Annotated in this window: 19 protein-coding genes; 5 read left to right on the top strand and 14 right to left on the bottom strand. The window is 68.6% G+C overall.

The window, feature by feature from the left end:
• Positions 1–75: 75 nt before the first annotated feature.
• The 13 genes from rnhB to pyrH form a co-directional block, all read right to left on the bottom strand.
• The gene (gene rnhB, locus ACORQU_RS15670; protein ID WP_491642007.1) at positions 76–738 is read right to left on the bottom strand and encodes a ribonuclease HII; all 663 of its coding nucleotides are present in this window, start codon (positions 736–738) and stop codon (positions 76–78) included.
• The gene (gene lpxB, locus ACORQU_RS15675; RefSeq protein WP_491642008.1) at positions 735–1,979 is read right to left on the bottom strand and encodes a lipid-A-disaccharide synthase; all 1,245 of its coding nucleotides are present in this window, start codon (positions 1,977–1,979) and stop codon (positions 735–737) included. Before lpxB ends, rnhB begins: the two co-directional genes overlap by 4 nt.
• Positions 1,980–1,994: 15 nt before the next feature.
• Positions 1,995–2,780 (bottom strand): acyl-ACP--UDP-N-acetylglucosamine O-acyltransferase, encoded by a 786-nt coding sequence (gene lpxA / locus ACORQU_RS15680; RefSeq protein WP_491642009.1) that lies wholly within the window; start codon positions 2,778–2,780, stop codon positions 1,995–1,997.
• Positions 2,781–2,784: 4 nt separating this feature from the next.
• Positions 2,785–3,252: a 3-hydroxyacyl-ACP dehydratase FabZ gene (gene fabZ, locus ACORQU_RS15685; protein ID WP_491642011.1), complete on the bottom strand. Its 468-nt coding sequence runs from the start codon at positions 3,250–3,252 to the stop codon at positions 2,785–2,787.
• The gene (lpxD, locus tag ACORQU_RS15690; RefSeq protein WP_491642012.1) at positions 3,249–4,280 is read right to left on the bottom strand and encodes a UDP-3-O-(3-hydroxymyristoyl)glucosamine N-acyltransferase; all 1,032 of its coding nucleotides are present in this window, start codon (positions 4,278–4,280) and stop codon (positions 3,249–3,251) included. The genes fabZ and lpxD overlap by 4 nt, the downstream gene beginning before the upstream one ends.
• An 85-nt stretch (positions 4,281–4,365) precedes the next feature.
• Positions 4,366–6,708, bottom strand: coding sequence for an outer membrane protein assembly factor BamA (gene bamA / locus ACORQU_RS15695; protein ID WP_491645154.1), 2,343 nt, complete (start codon positions 6,706–6,708; stop codon positions 4,366–4,368).
• A gap of 224 nt (positions 6,709–6,932) precedes the next feature.
• Positions 6,933–8,291: an RIP metalloprotease RseP gene (gene rseP, locus ACORQU_RS15700; RefSeq protein ID WP_271646256.1), complete on the bottom strand. Its 1,359-nt coding sequence runs from the start codon at positions 8,289–8,291 to the stop codon at positions 6,933–6,935.
• Positions 8,288–9,493 (bottom strand): 1-deoxy-D-xylulose-5-phosphate reductoisomerase, encoded by a 1,206-nt coding sequence (locus ACORQU_RS15705; RefSeq protein WP_491642014.1) that lies wholly within the window; start codon positions 9,491–9,493, stop codon positions 8,288–8,290. Before ACORQU_RS15705 ends, rseP begins: the two co-directional genes overlap by 4 nt.
• Before the next feature lie 2 nt (positions 9,494–9,495).
• Complete coding sequence (locus ACORQU_RS15710; protein WP_271646254.1) at positions 9,496–10,350, bottom strand: phosphatidate cytidylyltransferase; 855 nt, start codon at positions 10,348–10,350, stop codon at positions 9,496–9,498.
• The gene (gene uppS, locus ACORQU_RS15715) at positions 10,347–11,102 is read right to left on the bottom strand and encodes a polyprenyl diphosphate synthase (protein WP_491642015.1); all 756 of its coding nucleotides are present in this window, start codon (positions 11,100–11,102) and stop codon (positions 10,347–10,349) included. Before uppS ends, ACORQU_RS15710 begins: the two co-directional genes overlap by 4 nt.
• Before the next feature lie 18 nt (positions 11,103–11,120).
• Positions 11,121–11,678: a ribosome recycling factor gene (frr, locus tag ACORQU_RS15720; protein WP_271646252.1), complete on the bottom strand. Its 558-nt coding sequence runs from the start codon at positions 11,676–11,678 to the stop codon at positions 11,121–11,123.
• 66 nt (positions 11,679–11,744) lie between these two features.
• Entirely contained in the window at positions 11,745–12,707 is a 963-nt protein-coding gene (locus tag ACORQU_RS15725; protein WP_491642016.1) for a cation diffusion facilitator family transporter, read from the bottom strand.
• Positions 12,708–12,751: 44 nt separating this feature from the next.
• Positions 12,752–13,477: a UMP kinase gene (gene pyrH, locus ACORQU_RS15730; RefSeq protein WP_271646250.1), complete on the bottom strand. Its 726-nt coding sequence runs from the start codon at positions 13,475–13,477 to the stop codon at positions 12,752–12,754.
• A gap of 145 nt (positions 13,478–13,622) precedes the next feature.
• Between pyrH and ACORQU_RS15735 the strand changes: the two genes are divergently transcribed.
• Complete coding sequence (locus ACORQU_RS15735) at positions 13,623–14,318, top strand: AIM24 family protein (RefSeq protein WP_491642017.1); 696 nt, start codon at positions 13,623–13,625, stop codon at positions 14,316–14,318.
• A gap of 77 nt (positions 14,319–14,395) precedes the next feature.
• On the opposite strand, the gene parE is transcribed toward ACORQU_RS15735, so the two are convergent.
• Entirely contained in the window at positions 14,396–16,285 is a 1,890-nt protein-coding gene (parE, locus tag ACORQU_RS15740) for a DNA topoisomerase IV subunit B (protein ID WP_491642018.1), read from the bottom strand.
• 228 nt (positions 16,286–16,513) lie between these two features.
• Here parE and ACORQU_RS15745 point away from each other — a divergent pair, with 228 nt between their 5' ends.
• The 4 genes from ACORQU_RS15745 (at position 16,514) to ACORQU_RS15760 (ending at position 19,650) form a co-directional block, all read left to right on the top strand.
• A complete protein-coding gene (locus ACORQU_RS15745; RefSeq protein ID WP_271646246.1) occupies positions 16,514–17,533 on the top strand; it encodes a glucokinase in 1,020 nt (339 codons plus the stop codon).
• Positions 17,534–17,556: 23 nt separating this feature from the next.
• Positions 17,557–18,558, top strand: a complete 1,002-nt coding sequence (locus ACORQU_RS15750) for a glycosylasparaginase (protein ID WP_491642019.1) — start codon at positions 17,557–17,559, stop codon at positions 18,556–18,558.
• An 11-nt stretch (positions 18,559–18,569) separates the two neighbouring features.
• Entirely contained in the window at positions 18,570–19,283 is a 714-nt protein-coding gene (locus ACORQU_RS15755; RefSeq protein WP_491642020.1) for a copper homeostasis protein CutC, read from the top strand.
• A gap of 103 nt (positions 19,284–19,386) precedes the next feature.
• Positions 19,387–19,650, top strand: coding sequence for a hypothetical protein (locus ACORQU_RS15760; RefSeq protein WP_491642021.1), 264 nt, complete (start codon positions 19,387–19,389; stop codon positions 19,648–19,650).
• Positions 19,651–19,694 lie beyond the last annotated feature (44 nt).

Raw genomic sequence — 19,694 nt, forward strand, 5'->3', positions numbered from 1 at the left:
GGGCAGGCTTGACAGGCCAGGGTGTCTGGCCGGAACGGGGGGCACCGGAAGGCCTCGTTCAGGCCACGCATCCCGTCAGAACAGCGCCACCTGTCCGAGCCCCGCGCGTGCGGCGGCGGCCTCACGTACCGGCGCGAAACTGTGCCGATGCTGGACGCAGGGCCCGTGGCTGCGCAGCGCGGCCAGATGCGCCGGCGTGCCATAGCCCTTGTGGGTGGCGAAGTCGTAGGCGGGGTGCTGGTCGTGCAGCGCGGCCATCATCCGGTCGCGGGTGACCTTGGCCAGGATCGAAGCGGCCATGATGGCGCGGTCACGGCCGTCCCCGCCGATCAGCGCGTGGCCGGGGCAGGGCAGCCCGGGCGGCACCTTGTTGCCGTCGATGTGGGCCACGCCGGCCACGTGCGCCACGGCCTGCACGGCCCGGCACATGCCCAGCATGGTGGCCTGGAAGATGTTGAAGCGGTCGATGTCGGCCACTTCCAGTACTTCCACGTGCCAGGCCAGGGCACGTTCGACGATGCGTCCGTAGAGCAGTTCGCGCTTGGCGGCGTTGAGCTGCTTGGAGTCGTCCAGCCCGTTGATGCGCGGGCGTGCCGGGTCGAACACCACCGCCGCCACGGTCAGCGGCCCGGCCAGCGGCCCGCGCCCGGCTTCGTCGACACCGGCGACCAGGAGCCGGGACTCGGCGGCGGGGACAGTGGACCCAGGGCGGCCCATGAGCGGATCGACCCAGTTCATCCCTGCTTTTCCCGGGCCACGCCCCCCGGTTCCCGGTCCCCGATGAGCGCCTCCACCGCATCGGCGGCGCGCGCGGACGCGTCCTGGCGTAGCTGTGCGTGCAGGTCGACATAGCGCGTCTGCAGCGTCGCCATCGCGTCGGGGTGCTTGAACCAGGCCAGCACCGCCTCGGCCAGGCGCTCGGGCGTGCAGTCTTCCTGCATCAGTTCCGGCGCCAGATCCTCGTTGGCCAGGATATTGGGCAGGGCAAAGCGCGTGACCTTGAGCAATTTCAGCTTGCGTGCGAGCCACGCCGACAGCGGGGCGACCTTGTAGCCGACCACCATCGGCCGCTTGGCCAGCATCGCCTCAAGGGTGGCGGTGCCGGAGGCGAGCAGCACCACGTCGCTGGCCACCATCGCCTCGCGGGCCTGTCCATCGAGCAGCCGCGGAGGCGGTGACGGGAAGGACGTGGACGCCAGCAGCGGCTCCAGCGCAGCGCGGCAGGCGGCATTGGCAGCGGGGATGACCACTTGCAGGTCGGGTACCTGCTCGGCGACACGGCGCGCGGCTTCGATGAAGGGGGCGGCCAGGCGGCCGACTTCGCCCATGCGGCTGCCAGGCAGCACCGCGAGCACCGGTCGCCGGTCCAGGCCTAGCGCGGCGCGGGCGGCCTCACGGTCGGGTTGCAGGGGGAGGGCATCGGCCATCGGATGGCCGACGAACCGCGCGTCCACCCCGTGGCGCGCGTAGATGGCCGGCTCCATCGGGAACAGGCACAGCACCCGATCGGCGCTGGCGCCGATCTTGGCCGCGCGTTGCTCGCGCCAGGCCCACACCGAGGGGCTGACGTAGTGCACGGTGCGTACGCCGCGCTGCTTGAGCCACCGCTCGACCCCCAGGTTGAAGTCCGGCGCATCGATCCCGACGAAGACATCCGGCTGCCAGTCCAGCAGCCGCTGGCGCAGCGACCGGCGCAGCTTCAGCAGGCGCGGCAGGTGGCGCAGCACTTCGGCCAGGCCCATCACCGCCAGTTCGCTGGCATCGAACCACGCATCCAGCCCGGCCGCGCGCATCGCCGGTCCACCGATGCCGGCAAAGTGTGCGTCGGGATGACGGCGGCGCAGCTCGGAGACCAGGCCAGCGCCCAGTGCGTCGCCGGAGGCCTCGCCTGCGACCAGCGCAATGCGTAGGGGGCGGGCCGGCGCGGCCCCCGTCCTCAGCTCGGGCAGGGGCCGCGAGGCGCTGATGGTCTCAGCCATGCCACTTCGCTCCGTTCAACGCAGCAGGCGACGCTCGCCGCTGGTGATGAAGTCGAGCATGGCCTGGACATCGGCACTGTCCCTGGCCTGTTCGGCCAGCTGCGCCTGGGCATCGGCCAGCGGCAGGCCGGCGACATACAGGGTGCGGTAGGCGCGCTTGATCGCCGAAATGCGCTCGGGCTCGAAGCCACGGCGCTTGAGCCCCTCGCTGTTGATGCCGCGCGGACGGCCGTGTTCGTCGGCGGCCACCATGGTGAACGGCGTGACGTCGCCGCCCACCAGCGCACCCATGCCGATGAAGGCATGCGCGCCGATGCGGCAGAACTGATGGGCGCCGGAGAAGCCGCTCATGATCACCCAGTCGCCGATGGTCACGTGTCCGGCCAGGGTGGTGTTGTTGGAGAACACGCAATGGCTGCCGACATCGCAGTCGTGGGCCACGTGGGTGTAGGCCAGCAGCCAGTTGTCGTCGCCGATGCGGGTCACGCTGGTGCCGGTGGCCGTGCCACGGTTGAGGGTGACGAACTCACGCATCACGTTGCGGTCGCCGATCACCAGTTCGGTCCGCTCGCCCTTGAACTTCTTGTCCTGCGGCGGGCCACCAACGGCGACATGGCCGACGAAATGGTTCTCGCTGCCAATCCGGGTGGGGCCGGTGACGGTGCAGTGCGGGCCGACGATGGTGCCATCGCCGATTTCCACCTCGGCACCGATCAGGCTGAAGGCGCCGACCTGCACGCCAGCGCCCAACTTCGCGCCGGGGTCGACCACGGCGGAGGGATGGATCAGCGTGTCGGACATCGGCTCATTGCTCCTTGGACTTGTCGACTTCGGCGCACAGGATCTCGGCACAGGCCACCTGCTTGCCGTCCACGCGCGCGATGCCTTCGTACACGGCCATGTTGCGGATCTTGCGCTTGATCGAGACTTCCATTTCCAGGCGATCGCCCGGGACCACCGGCGCGCTGAACTTGGCGCTTTCCACCTTGACCAGATAGAACAGCTTGCACGCCGCGGCTTCGCCATTGGAGATCTGCGTGATCAACCCACCGGCCTGGGCCAGCGCCTCGATGATCAGCACGCCGGGCATCACCGAGCGCTCGGGGAAATGGCCCATGAAGAACGGCTCGTTGAAGCTCACGTTCTTGTAGGCCTTGATGCGCTTGTCCGGCTCCAGCTCGGTGACGCGATCCACCAGCAGGAACGGATAGCGATGCGGCAGCAGGCGCTGGATGGTCTCGATGGTGAGCGGGAGTTCCAGGTTGGTGGTCATGGTGTTTCTACGGGCTCCTTGCCGGAGGGAATCCGGCGGGCAAGCGCGTCCAGTTGGCGGAAACGCGCTGCGTTCTTGCGCCAGGTGCGGACATCGGTGATGGGAAGGGAAGAGGCATAGGTGCCCGGCTCGGTGACCGGGCCGGCGACCATGGACATGGCCAGCACCGTGACCTTGTCGCCGATTTCCAGATGGCCGGCGACGCCGACCTTGCCGGCCAGCATGCAGTACTGGCCGATCTTGGCGCTGCCCGCAATGCCCACTTGCGCGGCCATGGCGGTGTGCGCGCCGATCTGCACGTTGTGGGCGATCTGGATGAGGTTGTCCACGCGCACGTCCTCGGCCAGCACGGTGTCTTCCAGCGCGCCGCGGTCGATGCAGGTATTGGCCCCGATCTCGCAGTCGTCACCGATCACCACACCGCCGAGCTGCGGCACGTTGAGCCAGCGGCCGGCCTCCATCGCCAGGCCGAAGCCCTGCGCGCCCAGCACCGCGCCGGGGTGGACGCGGACATTGCGCCCCAGGCGCACGCGCACGACCAGCGTCACGCGGGCGATCAGTTCGCAGCCATCGCCCAGCACGCAGTCCTCGCCGATCACGCAGCCCGGGCCGACCACGCAGTGCTCGCCGATGATGCTGTTGGCGCCGATGCAGACATGCGGACCGATGCTGGCGCTGGCCGCGATGGACGCCGAGGGGTCGACCACGGCCGAGGGGTGGATGCCGGCCGGGCGCGGATACTTCGGTTCGAACAGCTCGGACACCTTGGCGAAGGTCGCATGCGGGTCCTTGGCCACCAGGGCCACACCGCGCACGCCTTCGGCATGGTCGCGGCCCACGATCACGACCGAGGCCTGGGTGGTGGCCAGCAGGTCGGCGTAGCGTGGGTTGGCGAGAAAGGCGAGTTGCCCGCCGCGCGCCGCGGCCAGGGTGGCGACGCCGGTGACGCTGGTCTCGGCCGGGCCATGCAGTTCCAGGCCGAAACGCTGCGCCAGCGCGCCGGCGGTATGGGAGGCAGGAGTAGTCATCCGCGACATTTTACCCCGGACCCGCACCGCACAAACGAAGGCCCGGACAAGCCGGGCCTTGCGTCCATCGTGCGGGCAGGTCGGATCAGAACGAGCCGCCGAAGGTGAACTGCAGGCGTTCGATCTCGTCACCCGTCTCGGTCTTGAGCGGGAAGGCGTAGCTGATCGAGATCGGCCCGACCGGTGCGCGCCACAGCAGCGCCACGCCGGTGGAGGCACGCAGCTCGTTGGCCTTGAAGTTGTCATAGCCGTTGTAGACGTTGCCCACGTCGATGAAGGCCGAGATGCGGGCGGCGTTGGAGTCGAACAGCTTCGGGAAGATCATTTCCATCTGGCCGATGGTCTTGAGCGAGCCACCCAGCGGCTGGCCACGGTTGTAGTAGGGCGTGGCCTCCGAACGCGGCCCCAGCGTGTTGTCCTCGAAGCCACGCACCGAGCGCACGCCGCCGGCGTAGAAGTTCTCGTAGAACGGCAGGCCGCTGGCGGTGAAGGTCTCGGCCACCGCGCCGCTGGTGTCGCAGGTCACGGCCTGGCCGTTGGCGGGGTTGTGGCAGATGACGGTGGTCTTGTCGCTGCCGTAGCTGTCGCCATAACCCAGCTCGCCGCCGGTGCGCAGCACGAAGGCCGGGCTGAGCTGCCAGTACTTGGAGAACTCGTAGTTGAGCTTGTAGTACTCCACGGTCGAGCCGGGCAGGGTGATCTCCGCTGACACGCGCTGATAGGTGCCGCGCGTGGGCATCCAGTAGGCGTTGCGGGTGTCGCGGGCCCAGCCGATCTGGGTGCGCCAGGCGTGGAAGGTGCGGCTTTCCAGCGCCTTGACGTAGTCCACGATCGCCTGCGGCGTGGTGCCTTCGTAGACGCTGACCTGGGTCGAGTCCACGCCGAACATCAGCGAGACGCTGTCGCTCTCGCTCAGCGGGATACCCAGGATCGCCTGCGCGGCGGTGTTTTTGGACGAATACGCGGCGGTGTTGTAGTCCGAGTAGTCCAGGTTGCTGTAGGACAGGTTGTAGCCCAGCGACACGCCGCCGTCGGTGAAGTACGGGTTGGTGAAGGAGAACGAGTACCGGTCCAGGTAATAGCTGCGCGAAGCCTCCACCGCGACGCGGTTGCCGCCGCCGAGGAAGTTGTTCTGCGACAGCTGCACCGAAGTGGTGATGCCGGCCAGCTGCGAGTAGCCCAGGCCAAAGGTGAAGCTGCCCGAGGTGGTCTCCTTGACGTTGAAGACTACGTCGACCTGGTCGCGCGTGCCGGGGACCGGCTGGGTCTCCACGTCGACGGTCTCGAAATAGCCCAATCGCTGCAGGCGCACCTTGGAACGGTCGATGGCGGCCTGCGAGTACCACGCACCCTCGAACTGGCGCATCTCGCGGCGCAGGACCTCGTCGGCGGTGCGGTTGTTGCCCTTGAACTCGATCCGGCGCACGTTGACGCGCGGGCCCGGCACGACCTGCATGTTGATGGCCACGGTGCGACCTTCGCGGTCGACCGTCGGGATCGGATTGACCTGGGCGAAGGCGTAGCCGATGTTGCTCAGGGTCGCGGTGATCGCATCGGAGCTGATCTCCAGCAGACGCCGCGAGAAGATCTGGCCCTTGCGCACCAGCACCATTTTCTCCACCCGCTCCTGCGGCAGGATGGTGTCGCCGGAGACCTTGACGTCCGAAACGGTGTACTGCTCACCCTCGGTCACCCCGGCGGTGAGGAACATGTCCTTTTTATCCGGGCTGATGGCCACCTGGGTCGAGTCCAGATTGAAATCGACGTAGCCGCGATCCAGATACCAAGAGTTGAGCTTCTCGATATCGCCCGAGAGCTTCTCCTTGGAATACTGATCGTCGCGGCGATACCACGACAGCCAGTTGTGTTCCTGCGACTCCCAGCCCTCGCGGATGTCTTCCTGGTCGAACTTTTCGGTGCCGATCAGGTTGATGTGGCGGATCTTGGCCGCCTTGCCTTCCTTGATCGAGATGGTGACGTCCACGCGGTTGCGATCCAGCGGGCTCACCGTGGGGGTGATCTGGACGTTGTACTTGCCGCGGTTGTTGTACTGGCGGACCAGTTCCTGGGTCACCCGGTCCAGGGCCAGGCGGTCGAAGGTCCCGCCCTCGGACAAGCCGATGTCGTTCAGGCCCTTGGTCAGGTCCTCGGTCTTGATGTCCTTGTTGCCGGTCAACGTGAGCTTGTTGATCGCCGGACGCTCCTTGAGCGTGACCACCAGGATCGAGCCCTGGCGCGACAGCTGCACGTCCTCGAAGAAGCCAGTGTGATACAGCGCGCGGATCGCCTCGCCGATCTTGGCCTGGGTGACCATGTCGCCACGCTCGATCGGCAGGTAGGTCAGCACCGTGCCCGATGAGATGCGCTGAACCCCGTCCACGCGGATGTCGCTGGCCACGAAGTCCGACGGAGAGGACGGCTGCTGCATCCCGAAGGCAGCGGGCGGCGCCGACTGCGGGGCGCCGAAGGGCGGCACCATGCCGGTCGACTGTGCCGATGCCGGAGCCGCAATGGCCGAGGCCAGGGCAAGGGCAAGCAGGCGGCGGGTCGGGAGTCGCGTCATTATCACATCCGTCGGAGAACTTGTTTCGGAAACGCCCTTGCAGGCGGCAGGCCGCCGGTTGGCGGTCGGGCATGGAACAGTGGAGGGCATCAGATCACCGGGCGCAGGATGTCGTTGTAGAGCGCCAGCCCCATGAGGCCGGCCAGGAGGGCCAGGCCGGCAAATTGGCCGGCGGCCATCGCGCGCTCGCTGAGCGGGCTGCCCTTGACCAACTCGATAAGGTAATACAGCAGGTGTCCGCCGTCCAAGACCGGGATCGGCAGCAGGTTCACAATGGCCAGGCTCAGCGACAGCAGCGCCAGGAACTGAAGGAACCAGGCCGGCCCGCGTTCGGCCGAGGCGTTGGCCACCTTGGCGATGGTGATCGGCCCGGAAACGCCCTGCAGGGATGCATGGCCGGTGAACATCCTGCGGATCATGCCCAGCGAATCGGAGGCCAACTGGCCGGTCTGCCGGAAGGCCTCGGGGATGGCTTCCAGCGGGCCGTAGCGTTGCAGGGCGTCATAAGCCGGTGCCTGCCCGGTGCCCAGGGCGATTCCCAGGCCCCAGTAGGCCGCGCCGCTGCGCGGGTCGGTCATTCGCTTGGGCTTGAGCGGCAGGGCCAGGCGGCTGCCTTCGCGCTCGACCTCGATCATCACCTCGCCACCGCGGTCGCCCAGCGTCTGCACCAGGGGACGCAGGGCGTCGGCGGACTGGACCGGCTCGCCATCAATCGCGGTAATCAGGTCGCCCGGCTGCAGCACGCCAGCCGCCGGCGAGCCGGCGGTGACCGCATTGACCTGCGCCGGCTCGATCGTGAACTGCCAGCGCAGGCCGAGGTTGCCGGTGACATTCTGCTCGTCGAAACCGCCCTGAAGACGCGAGGTGTAGACCCGGCGGGTGATGGCATTGCCCGCGGCGTCTTCCACGCCGACCTGCAGGTCGCGCCCGTCCATCGCCGCGCCGGTCAGCGCGATCGTGGCCTGGGTGGCCGTGGCCACCCGGTCGCCGTCCACCGAGACGATCCGGTCGCCCGGGCGCAGGCCCGACTGCTGGGCGATGCCGTCCACGCGGCCGACCACCGGGGCGTAGTCCTCCTTGCCGATCACCAGCATGGCCCACAGCAGGCCGACGCACAGGATCAGGTTGGCGATGGGGCCGGCGGCGACCACGGCGATGCGTTGCAGGACGGGCTTGCGGTTGAATGCCTCGTGCAGCCGCGCGGCGGGCACGTCGCCCTCGCGCTCGTCGAGCATCTTGACGTAGCCGCCGAGCGGGATCGGAGCAATGGCGAACTCGGTCCCGTGCTTGTCCCGTCGCGACCACAGCGGCTTGCCGAATCCCACGGAAAAGCGCAGCACGCCCACGCCACAGCGTCGCGCGACCCAGTAATGGCCGAATTCATGGAAGGTGACCAGTACGCCCAGGGCGACGATCAACCACCAGATGGAGCCTGCGATTTCACTCATGCGGAAGCGGCTTGGCCTGTGGCGGTGCGTTGGATCCAGCCCTGGCTGAAGTGCCGCGCGTGCCCGTCGGCCGCCAGCAGGGCCTCCAGGCTTCCGGCCGGGGCGTGTGCGTGGGCGGCGAGAGCATCCTCGACCAATGCAGGGATCGCTAGGAAACCGATTTTGCCCTGAAGAAAGGCTGAAACAGCAGTTTCGTTGGCGGCATTCAGGACAGCGGGCGCGGCGCCCCCGGTCTCCAGGGCCTCCCAGGCCAGGCGCAGGCAGGGAAAGGCCTCCAGGTCCGGGGCCTCGAACTCCAGCGTGCCGTGCCGCAGCAAATCCAGTCCGGCCACCCCCGAGTCGATGCGGCGCGGCCAGCCCAGGCCCAGCGACAGCGCGGTGCGCATGTCCGGCAGGCCAAGCTGGGCGAGGGTGGAGCCGTCGATGAAGTCGACCAGGGAGTGGACCAGACTCTGTGGGTGCACGAGCACGTCCAGGCGGTCGCGGCCCACGTCGAACAGATGGGCCGCTTCGATCAGCTCCAGACCCTTGTTCATCAAGGTGGCCGAATCGACCGAGATCTTCGGCCCCATCGACCATTTGGGATGGGCCACGGCCTGGGCCACGGTCACTGTCTCCAGCGAAGCGCGGCTGCGCCCGCGGAACGGCCCGCCCGAGGCGGTCAGCACGATCCGCCGCACCCGGGCGCCGGCCTCGCGCGAGCCCAGGCACTGGAAGATCGCGTTGTGTTCGCTGTCGATGGGGATGATGTCTGCACCGGTGGCCTTGGCCGCCGCCATCACCAGCGCGCCGGCCAGGACCAGGGATTCCTTGTTCGCCAGCAGCAGGCGCTTGCCCGCCTTGGCCGCCGCGAGCGTGGACGACAGGCCGGCGGCGCCCACGATGGCGGCCACCACCGTGTCGCAGGCATCACTGGCGACCAGCGCATCCAGGGCCTGATCGCCGGCATGGGGGCGGGTGCGCAGCCCAGCGTCGGCCAGGGCCTGACGCAGGGCCTCGAAGCGCGCCGGATCGGCGATGACCGCATGTTCCGGATGATGGATACGGCACAGGTCGACGAGCGCCGGCACGTTGCTGCCGGCGGCCAGCACGCTGGCGCGCAGCGCATCGGGGTGGCGCGCGATCACGTCCAGGGTGGAGGTGCCGATCGAGCCGGTGGCGCCCAGGACGGCGACGCTGCGCGTGGGGAAGGGTGCATCCATGCTCAGAATCCCAGCAGCTCACGGCCGATCAGGAACACCGGCAGGGCCGCCACGACACCATCGATGCGGTCCAGGATGCCGCCATGGCCGGGAATCAGGTGGCCCGAATCCTTCGCGCCCACGTGGCGCTTGAGCAGGCTCTCGAACAAGTCGCCCACCACCGAGACCAGCACCGTGGCCAGGCAGACCACCGTCAGCGCAGGGAGCTGCGCCAGGCTGACGCCCGCCGCCCAGCCGCCCAGCAGGCCAACGACCACGCCACCGGCCAGGCCGCCAAGCAGGCCTTCGACGGTCTTGTTGGGACTGATCCGCGGCGCCAGCTTGCGCTTGCCGAAGGCACGGCCGGCGAAGTAGGCGCCGCTGTCGGCCGCCCATACCACCGCCAGCGCGGTCAGCAGCCACAGGTGCTGGTGCAGGTCGTGCAGCTGGGTGAAGTTGCCCGAATGGATCAGGCACATGGCGCACCAGGCCGGAATGATCGCCAGGGTCCCGGCCGCGAGCTTGAACAGCCGCGCCCAGCTCCGGTGATCCGAGCCGAACGTGTAGAAACGCAGCCACAGCAGGGCGACCAGCCACCACACGGCGCCGACCAGGGCCACGATCTGGAACAGGGCCGGGGAGAGCCCGCTGCTGGAACCGCTGGCCCAGGTCAGCAGCACCATCAGGGCCAGGTTGAGCAGCAGCAGCACGGTGCGCGACAGGGTGTCGTCGACCTCGGCCAGCTTGAGCCACTCCCACAGGCCGATCAGGAACACGGCGGCGCCGAGCGCGGCCATCCAGGGGGTCGGCAACAGCAGGATGGCGGCGATCGCCAGCGGGGTCATCACCAGGGCGGCGAGGACGCGGGTACGGGTCATGATGTGGTTCCGTGCGTGGCCACCTGGGCCCCGGTCAGGCCGAAACGGCGTTCGCGCATGGCGAAGTCGTCCAGCGCGGCTTGCAGGACCGTGGCGTTTAGATCGGGCCACAGTGTCTCGGTGAACCACAGTTCGGTGTAGGCCAGCTGCCACAGCAGGAAGTTGCTGATGCGGTGGTCGCCGCCGGTGCGGATGAACAGGTCCGGCGGCGGCAGGTCGGACAGGGCGACGTGCGCATCCAGTCGCGCCTCGTCGATGTCCTCCGGCCGCAGGCGGCCGGCGGCAACTTCCTCGGCCAGGGCGCGCGCGGCGTCGGCCAGGTCCTGGCGCCCGCCGTAGCTGGCGGCGATGACCAGGGTCAGGCGCGTGTTGTCCACGGTCAGGCGCTCGGCCGCTTCCATGCGCTGGACGATGCCCGGCGCGAAGCGCGCCCGCTGCCCGATGAAGCGGATCCGCACGCCGCGGCGGTGCAGTTCGTCCACCTCGCGCTCCAGCGCGCCCATGAACAGCTTCATCAGGGCGCCGACCTCCTCGGCCGGGCGGCCCCAGTTCTCACTGGAAAACGCAAACAGGGTCAGGGCCTGGACGCCGCGCTCCAGACAGAAGTCGATGCACAGGTTGACTGCGCGCGCACCGGCACGATGACCGATCATGCGCGGACGGCGGCGGCGCTCGGCCCAGCGCCCGTTGCCATCCATGATGATGGCCAGGTGGCGAGGAACGCGAGGCGGAACGGGCGGCGTGACGGTCATGAAGGCGGTTTGACCCGCTCAGACGGCCATCAGTTCCTGCTCCTTGGCCTTGACCACCTCATCGACGTCCTTGATCGCCTTGTCGGTGAGCTTCTGGATCTCTTCCTCGCTGCGGCGCACCTCGTCCTCGGTGACTTCCTTTTCCTTCAGCAGGTCCTTGACCTGTTGATTGGCATCGCGGCGCACGTTGCGGATGGCGACCTTGGTGTCCTCACCTTCGCTGTGCACGACCTTGGACAGGTCGCGGCGGCGCTCCTCGGTGAGGACCGGGATGTTGATGCGGATGACGGTGCCGGCGGTATTCGGGGTCAGGCCCAGGTCCGAGGCCAGGATCGCCTTCTCCACGGCCGAGACCATCTGCTTCTCCCAGGGGGTGATGGTCAGCGAGCGGGCGTCGGTGACCGACACGGTGGCCACCTGCGACAGCGGCATGTCCGAGCCGTAGTAGTTCACCTTCAGATGATCGACCAGCGCGGTGGTGGCGCGACCGGTCCGCAGCTTGGTCAGGGCCTGGCGCAGCGACTCGACGCTCTTGTTCATGCGCATCTGCGCGTCGTTCTTGATGTCGTTCAGCATCGTCGGGTCCTGGGATTCGTCAAACCCGGGATTATAGGCGAAAGCCACCCTGGGCCGGGCCGGCGATCAGTGCGCGGGGTGCTCACCGGCATGGCAGACCTGCGGGCAGGCCTGGCCGCGCTCGAGCTGGAGGGTGGCGTGGTGGATGCCGAATTCGACGCCCAGCGCGTGTGCGGTGGCCTCGATGAAGGCGTCGTCGTCCTCGGCCCGGGGCCTGACCACATGCGCGGTCAGCGCGATCTCGCCAGCACCCAGCGACCAGATGTGCAGGTGGTGCACGGCTTCCACGCCGGGGCGCGCGGAAAGGAAGCGCACGACCGCCTCCTGGTCGATATGCGATGGCACCGCATCCATGGCCGCGGCGAAGCTTTCGCGCAGCAGGCCGAAGGTGCCCGCCGCGATGACCACCCCGACCAGCAGCGCGGTCACCGGATCGAGCCATTCCCAGCCCAGCCAGAGCATGCCGCAACCGGCGATCACCGCAGCCAGGGAGACCGCGGCATCGGCCAGCAGGTGCAGGACGGCACCGCGCCGGTTGAGGTCGTGCCCGCCGTGGCCGTGGCCGCCATGCAGCAGCCAGCCGGCCCCCAGGTTGACGACGATCCCGATGGCGGCCACCACGATCACCGGCATGGCCGGAACGCCTGGCGGGTCACTGAAGCGGCGCACCGCCTCCCAGGCCAGGCCGCCGGCGAAGACCATCAGGACCAAGGCGTTGGCCAGCGGGGCGAGCAGGGTGGCGCGCCGCCAGCCATAGGTATGGCTCGCCGTCGGGCGGCGCCGGGCCATGCCGGCCGCCGCCCAGGCCAGGCCCAGGCCCAGCACGTCGCCCAGGTTGTGCAACGCGTCGGAGAGCAGGGCCAGGGAGTTGGTGTGGAAGCCGTAACCGGCTTCCAGCGCGGTGTACGCCAGGTTGACCAACAGCGCCACGGCATAGCCGCGGGTGCCGGTGTCGCCGCCGTGGGCGTGGTTGTGTCCGTGGGAATGCGCGTGGCCGGCGTGCGCGCCGTGATCGTGGTCGTGCGACATGGCACCAGCCTCGCGCGGATGGCCGCGCGGACACAATTACAGGTTCAACCGCGGCCTTCGACCAGGGTGCCGATGTTCTCGCCGCGCAGGATGTTCATCAGGTTGCCCGGCACGCCCAGGTCGTAGATGCGCAGTGGCACGGCGCTGTCGCGGCACAGGGCGAAGGCGGCGGTGTCCATAACCTCCAGGCCGCGGCTGATGACCTCGTCGTAGGTCAGCGAGTCGAAGCGCTTGGCATCAGGGAACTTGCGCGGATCCTTGTCATACACGCCGTCAACCTTGGTGGCCTTGAGCAGCAGGTCGGCCTCGATCTCGATCGCGCGCAGGGCCGCGCCGGAGTCGGTGGTGAAGAACGGGTTGCCAGTGCCTGCGGCGAAGATCGCGATGCGGCCCTTTTCCAGATGGCGCACGGCGCGGCGGCGGATGTAGTCCTCGCACACGTCGTTGATCTTCAGGGCGCTCATCACGCGCACCTTGGCGCCGAGCTTCTCCAGCGCGTCCTGCATGGCCAGCGCGTTGATGACCGTGGCCAGCATGCCCATCTGGTCGCCGGTGACCCGGTCCATGCCGCCGGCGGCCAGGCCCGCGCCGCGGAAGATGTTGCCGCCGCCGATGACCAGGGCCACTTCGGCGCCGGCATGGTGCGCCTCGAGGATTTCCCGGGCGATGCGGCCGATGACCTTGGGATCGATGCCGTAATCCTCTGATCCCATCAGCGCCTCCCCGGAAAGTTTCAGCAGGATGCGGCGATAGGCGAGGGGGGCGGTCATCGGTGGGGGCCTCAGTGGTATGGGGGCAAACGTCGGCAAGTCTAGCCGACGCGCGTGATGGCGTCAGGCATGCGATGCGCGGAGGCCGCGGTCCGTCCAGCAGCCCTTAAGATCGGGTATCAGCCATGCCTCGCAGGAGTGCGCCATGTCCGTCCGTACGTTGGGTGAGTTCGTCGACGCATCCGTCGAGCGCGACACCACGACCGATGCCTTCGAACTGGAGGGCCCACACCTGCTGGAAGTCCGCCTCAACGGCCGGATCTGGGCCAAAGCCGGTGCGATGGTGGCGCGGATGGGGGAAGTGAAGTTCACCCGCCAGGGGCTGTTGGAGCAGGGCGTGGGCAACCTGCTCAAGAAGATGGCCAGTGGCGAGGGCATGCAGCTGATGAAGGTCGAGGGTCGGGGGCGCGTCTACCTGGCCGACAAGGGCAAGCGCATCACCCTGCTGCGCCTGGCCGGCGAGTCGATCTACGTCAACGGCAACGATGTACTGGCGACCGAGTCCGGCATCCAGGCACGCATCACCATGATGCGCAAGGTCGCCGGGATGCTGTCCGGCGGTCTGTTCAACATGCACCTGTCCGGGCACGGCATCGTGGCGATCACCTCGCACTACGAGCCGTTGACGCTCAGGGTCGACGCCGGCAGCGGCCCGGTGTTCACCGATCCGCAGGCCACCGTGGCCTGGTCGGGCGGACTGACCCCGGACATCGTCACCGACATAAGCCTGAAGACCTTCCTCGGGCGCGGGTCGGGTGAAAGCGTGCAACTGCGTTTCGCCGGTGAGGGCTGGGTGGTGGTGCAGCCCTACGAGGAAGTGGCGTCCGCGCACGCTCACTGACCGGGCGCGTGGGCTGTGGTCCTGAGTTGACGTTCCGAATGAGGCATCGCCGCGGGTCGCGCGGCGATGCGGACGGATCAGACTTCCAGCGAAGCCAGGTCGCCCTTGGTCTCCAGCCACGCCTTGCGATCGCCGGCGCGCTTCTTGGCCAGCAGCATGTCCATCAGGCCGTCGGTCTGCTCGGCATCGTCGATGGTCAGCTGCACCAGGCGCCGGGTATCGGGGTGGATGGTCGACTCGCGCAGCTGCGAAGGATTCATCTCGCCCAGACCCTTGAAGCGGGTCACGTTGACCTGGCCCTTGAGCTTCTCGCGCGCGATCTTTTCCAGCAGCAGGCGCTTTTCTTCCTCGTCCAACGCGTAGAACACCTGCTTGCCCACGTCCACGCGGAACAGCGGCGGCATCGCCACGAACACGTGCCCCGCCTCGACCAGCGCCGGGAAGTGCTTGAGGAACAGCGCCGAAAGCAGGGTGGCGATATGCAAGCCGTCCGAGTCGGCGTCGGCCAGGACCACGACCTTGCCGTAGCGCAGGCCGGAGATGTCGTCCTTGCCCGGGTCGCAGCCGATGGCGATGGCCAGGTTGTGCACTTCCTCGGAGGCCAGCACGCTGCCGGAGGCCACTTCCCAGGTGTTCAGGATCTTGCCGCGCAGCGGCATGATCGCCTGAAAGTCCTTGTCGCGGGCCTGCTTGGCGCTGCCGCCGGCCGAATCGCCCTCGACCAGGAACAGCTCGGTGCGCGACAGGTCCTGGCTGATGCAGTCGGCCAGCTTGCCGGGCAGGGCGGGGCCGGCGGTGACCTTCTTGCGGACGATCTGCTTTTCGGTCTTCAGCCGCGCGCTGGCGCGATCGATGGCGATCTGCGCGATCTGCAGGCCGGTTTCCACATGCTGGTTGAGCCACAGGCTGAAGGCATCGTGCGCGGCGCCTTCGATGAAGCCGGCGGCCTGACGCGAGGACAGGCGCTCCTTGGTCTGGCCGGAGAACTGCGGGTCGGTCATCTTCAGCGACAGCACGAAGGCGACCCGGTCCCACACGTCTTCCGGGGCCAGCTTGACCCCGCGCGGCAGCAGGTTGCGGAAGTCGCAGAACTCGCGCAGCGCATCGGTCAGGCCCGAGCGCAGGCCGTTGACGTGGGTGCCGTGCTGGGCGGTGGGGATCAGGTTGACGTAGCTCTCCTGGACCAGCTCGCCTTCCGGAACCCAGGCCACGGCCCAGTCCACCACCTCGGTCTCCTTCTTGAGCACGCCGGTGAACAGCTCGGCCGGCAGCAGCTCGCGCCCGGCCATCTCGCCCTTGAGGTAGTCGCGCAGGCCGTCCTCGAACAGCCAGGTGTCGGTATCGCCGCTGGCCTCGTCGGTCAACTTGACCGTCAGGCCCGGGCACAGCACCGCCTTGGCCCGCAACAGGTGGCGCAGGGCGCGCACGTTGATCTTGGGCGTGTCGAAGTACTTCGGGTCGGGCCAGAAGCGCAGCCGGGTGCCGGTGTTCTTCTTGCCGACGCTGCCGACCACTTCCAGCGGGCTGGCGCGGTCGCCGTCGCGGAAGGTGATGCGGTGTTCGCTGCCTTCGCGCTTGATGTGGATTTCCACCAGGGTGGACAGCGCGTTGACCACGCTCACGCCCACGCCGTGCAGACCACCGGAGAAGGTGTAGTTCTTGTTGTTGAACTTGCCGCCGGCATGCAGCCTGGTGAGGATCAACTCCACGCCGGGGACCTTCTCCTCGGGGTGGATGTCTACCGGCATGCCGCGCCCGTCATCGGAAACCTCCACGCTGCCGTCCTTGTGGAGGGTGACCTCGACGGTCTTGGCGTGGCCGCCCAGGGCCTCGTCCACGGAATTGTCGATGACTTCCTGGGCCAGGTGGTTGGGGCGCGCGGTGTCGGTGTACATGCCGGGCCGGCGCTTGACCGGGTCCAGGCCGGAGAGGACTTCGATATCAGCAGCGTTGTAGCGGGTATTCATTCGGTCGATCAGGTCGTGTCTAGGGCCACGAAGGGCGGCAAGTGTGGGGCCTGGGGGGCGGATTTGCACGTGCGGCGACGTATGGTCCAGCCGCCACCGGCGCGGCATGCGGCAACGACGCGGCTTGCCACTACAATCGGTTACAGGCGGCAGCACGGCTCCGTCCGGCGCCGGTGTCACCGGCGTGCGAACCGGGTGCCGGAGCGCGCCGTTGCAAGGAGATCCTAAGTGGTGCAAGTCGCCGCCCGTGAGACAGCGGGCGCCCCGTTTGGGGGGCAAGAGATGGTGGCGGCCGATGTCGGGGGCACCTATGCCCGGCTTGGCCTGGTCCATGTGGGGCAGGACGGCACGCCCGAATTGCGTCATCACCGGCGTTACGTGGGGGCCGAATTTCCGTCGCTGGCCGCGGTGTTGTCCCGCTTCCGGCACGCGCTGGAAGCCGAGGGCGTCGCCTTCCCAGACCAGGGCGTGGTGGCCATTGCGGGCCTTCTACAGGGCGACGAACTGCTCAATGCCAATCTTCCCTGGCCGGTGTCGCTGGCGCAGACCCAGCGCGAGGCCGGGCTGCGCAGGTTCCGGCTGATCAACGATTTCGAGGCGCTGGCCTGGGCGCTGCCGCATGTGCCGGCAGGCCAGATGCGTGCGCTGGGAGAGGCGGAGGCAGGCGCGGTGCGGTTTCCTGCGCTGTTGCTGGGGCCTGGTACCGGGCTGGGAGCGGCCCTGGCCGTCCATGGTGATGCCGGCTTTGGCGTCCAGCCCAGCGAGGCCGGGCATGCCGCGCTGGCGGCGACTACGTCGCTGGAGCTGGACGTGGTCCGCGTGCTGCAGCGGCGCTTCGGCCATGTCGACAACGAACGGGCGCTGTCCGGGACCGGCCTGATGCATCTATATGCGGCCCTGTGCGAACTTCGACAGGCGCCGGTCGTGCACGGCGCGCCTGCCGACCTGGTCGCGGCCGCCGGCGACGACGCCCTGGCCGCCGAATGCCTGGACATGTTCTGCCAGTGGCTGGGCAGCCTGGCCGGCGACCTGGCCATCACCTTCTGCGCCCATTCGGTCTATCTGGCCGGTGGCCTGGCCGGCCATCTGGGCGAACATCTGCAGGCCGGTGGCTTCATGCGCCGCTTCCACGACAAGGGCGTGCTGTCCAGTGCGCTGCGACAGATCCCGGTGTCGTGCATCGAGCACGGCCAACTGGGCATCATCGGTGCGGCCGCGTGGTTCGCGGCCCATCCGGACCCCCACTGATCCCCACCCACGGAGCTCCCGACATGCCCTCACGTCGCACTTTCCTGCAGTCCTCCCTCCTGGCCGCCGGCGCCGCCGCGCTCCCGCGCGGGTTTGCCCAGACCAAAGCCAGCGGCGCCAAGGTCGTGTCTACCTGGGATTTCGGCGTGCCGGCCAACCAGGCGGCCTGGGCGGTGTTGGGCAAGGGCGGCAGCGCCATCGACGCGGTCGAGGCTGGCGCGCGCTGGGCCGAGACCGGCCAGTGCAATTCCACGGTGGGGCGCTGCGGCTATCCGGACCGCGACGGCCACGTGACCCTGGACGCCAGCATCATGAAGGGTGACGGCAGCTGCGGCGCGGTGGCGGCCATCGAAGGCATCGACCATCCGATCTCGGTGGCGCGCAAGGTGATGGAAAAGACCCCCCACGTCCTGCTGGTGGCCGAAGGTGCCCAGCAGTTCGCGGTCAGCGAGGGCTTCAAGGTGCAGGACCTGCGTACGCCGGAGGCCGAGAAAGCCTGGAAGGCGTGGCTCAAGACCTCCAAGTACCAACCGGAGATCAATGTCGAGCGCCGCAGCCTGCCCGGCAACAGCGAGAACCACGACACCATCGGCATGCTGGCCCTGGACAAGGAGGGCCGCATGGCTGGCGCCTGCACCACCAGCGGCATGGCCTGGAAGATGCGTGGTCGCGTCGGCGATAGCCCGATCATCGGGGCCGGCCTGTACGTGGACGACGAGGTCGGTGGCGCGACGGCCTCGGGCGTGGGCGAGGAGATGATCCGCAACGCCGCCAGCTTCCTGGTGGTCGAGTTGATGCGCCAGGGGCGCAGCCCGGCCGATGCCTGCCGCGAGGCCATCGAGCGGGTGGTGCACAAGCGCCCGGCGGCCAGCAAGGAGCTGCAGGTCTGCTTCCTGGCGATGAACAAGGATGGCCAGGTGGGCGCCTTCGCCCTGCACAAGGGCTTCGTCTACGCGGTCTGCGATGCATCCAAGCAGGACGCGCTGCTGCCTTCGCAGTCGATCTACACCACCGACAAGACCTGAGCGGGCGGCGCATGGGATATCTGCTGGAGGTCGCGGCCGGCTCGCTGGAATCGGCCCTGGTCGCGCAGCGTGGCGGGGCCGACCGGGTCGAGCTGTGCGAGAACCTGGGCGAAGGCGGGTGCACCCCGTCCTACGGCACCGTGGCGCTGGCGCGGGAGCGGCTGCGCATCCCGCTCTACGTCCTGATCCGGCCGCGCGGGGGGGATTTCGTCTATTCGCCGGCCGAGTGGGAAGTGATGGCGCGCGATGTCGCCAGTTGCCGGCAACTTGGCTGCGACGGGGTCGTGCTGGGGGCGCTGGATGCTGCCGGTCAGGTGGATGTCGCCGGCTGCGCGGGCCTGATCGCCGAGGCGGGCACGATGGGCGTGACCTTTCATCGGGCCTTCGATTGCGTGGCCGATCCGGCGGTGGCCCTGCAGCAGATCATCGGCCTGGGCTGCGAGCGCGTGCTGACGTCCGGGGCGGCCTCCGCGGCGCCGCTTGGGGCCGACGCGATCGCCCGTGCCGTGCGTCAGGCCGGCGGTCGCCTGTCGGTGATGCCCGGCGCGGGCATCACTGCGGACAATGTCGCCGCACTGGCGCGCCAGACCGGCGCCCGCGAGTTCCACGCCTCGGCGCGCCAGCGCGTCGCCGGGGTCGGCCGGGGGCTGGATGGCCTTGAAACCGGTTATTGGTGCACCGAGATTGGACGCGTCGAGGGCTTGCGTCGCGCGCTTGCCGGCTGAATCCGGGCGATCCGGTTCAGGTGGCGCTGGATGCGGACTGCGTAGGCTTGCAGATGTCGCCGCCAAGTGTGGCGATTCCACCCGGTTCCTCACTGGAGGCCCCATGAAAACCCGTCACATTCTGATGCTCGCCGGCGCGCTCGCCGCCGTTTCTTCCGCCGCCGTCGCCATGGCCCAGGCCACAGGCGCGCAGGCTGCTGGCAAGGGCGCCAGCGCCGACCCGTCCAAGTCGCAGGACACCCGGAGCGAGGCCGAAAAGCGGGCCGCGCGTCGCGCCGCCAATGCCGCCCGGCTCAAGGGCGAGGATCCCGCCTTGACCAACCCGGCCCCGCGCGAAGAGGAAGAGGAAGAAGGGCACAAGTCCTGATCCAGCCGGCTGCGCCTTTCCGCCACGCCCCGCTTCTTGCGGGG

The sequence above is a fragment of the Pseudoxanthomonas sp. JC1303 genome (assembly GCF_058448525.1).

Coding starts and splice junctions, on each gene's coding strand:
- rnhB (WP_491642007.1), bottom strand. CDS start 738: ATGAACTGGGTCGATCCGCTCATGGGCCGCCCTGGGTCCACTGTCCCC.
- lpxB (WP_491642008.1), bottom strand. CDS start 1,979: ATGGCTGAGACCATCAGCGCCTCGCGGCCCCTGCCCGAGCTGAGGACG.
- lpxA (WP_491642009.1), bottom strand. CDS start 2,780: ATGTCCGACACGCTGATCCATCCCTCCGCCGTGGTCGACCCCGGCGCG.
- fabZ (WP_491642011.1), bottom strand. CDS start 3,252: ATGACCACCAACCTGGAACTCCCGCTCACCATCGAGACCATCCAGCGC.
- lpxD (WP_491642012.1), bottom strand. CDS start 4,280: ATGACTACTCCTGCCTCCCATACCGCCGGCGCGCTGGCGCAGCGTTTC.
- bamA (WP_491645154.1), bottom strand. CDS start 6,708: ATGCAGCAGCCGTCCTCTCCGTCGGACTTCGTGGCCAGCGACATCCGC.
- rseP (WP_271646256.1), bottom strand. CDS start 8,291: ATGAGTGAAATCGCAGGCTCCATCTGGTGGTTGATCGTCGCCCTGGGC.
- ACORQU_RS15705 (WP_491642014.1), bottom strand. CDS start 9,493: ATGGATGCACCCTTCCCCACGCGCAGCGTCGCCGTCCTGGGCGCCACC.
- ACORQU_RS15710 (WP_271646254.1), bottom strand. CDS start 10,350: ATGACCCGTACCCGCGTCCTCGCCGCCCTGGTGATGACCCCGCTGGCG.
- uppS (WP_491642015.1), bottom strand. CDS start 11,102: ATGACCGTCACGCCGCCCGTTCCGCCTCGCGTTCCTCGCCACCTGGCC.
- frr (WP_271646252.1), bottom strand. CDS start 11,678: ATGCTGAACGACATCAAGAACGACGCGCAGATGCGCATGAACAAGAGC.
- ACORQU_RS15725 (WP_491642016.1), bottom strand. CDS start 12,707: ATGTCGCACGACCACGATCACGGCGCGCACGCCGGCCACGCGCATTCC.
- pyrH (WP_271646250.1), bottom strand. CDS start 13,477: ATGACCGCCCCCCTCGCCTATCGCCGCATCCTGCTGAAACTTTCCGGG.
- ACORQU_RS15735 (WP_491642017.1), top strand. CDS start 13,623: ATGTCCGTCCGTACGTTGGGTGAGTTCGTCGACGCATCCGTCGAGCGC.
- parE (WP_491642018.1), bottom strand. CDS start 16,285: ATGAATACCCGCTACAACGCTGCTGATATCGAAGTCCTCTCCGGCCTG.
- ACORQU_RS15750 (WP_491642019.1), top strand. CDS start 17,557: ATGCCCTCACGTCGCACTTTCCTGCAGTCCTCCCTCCTGGCCGCCGGC.
- ACORQU_RS15755 (WP_491642020.1), top strand. CDS start 18,570: ATGGGATATCTGCTGGAGGTCGCGGCCGGCTCGCTGGAATCGGCCCTG.
- ACORQU_RS15760 (WP_491642021.1), top strand. CDS start 19,387: ATGAAAACCCGTCACATTCTGATGCTCGCCGGCGCGCTCGCCGCCGTT.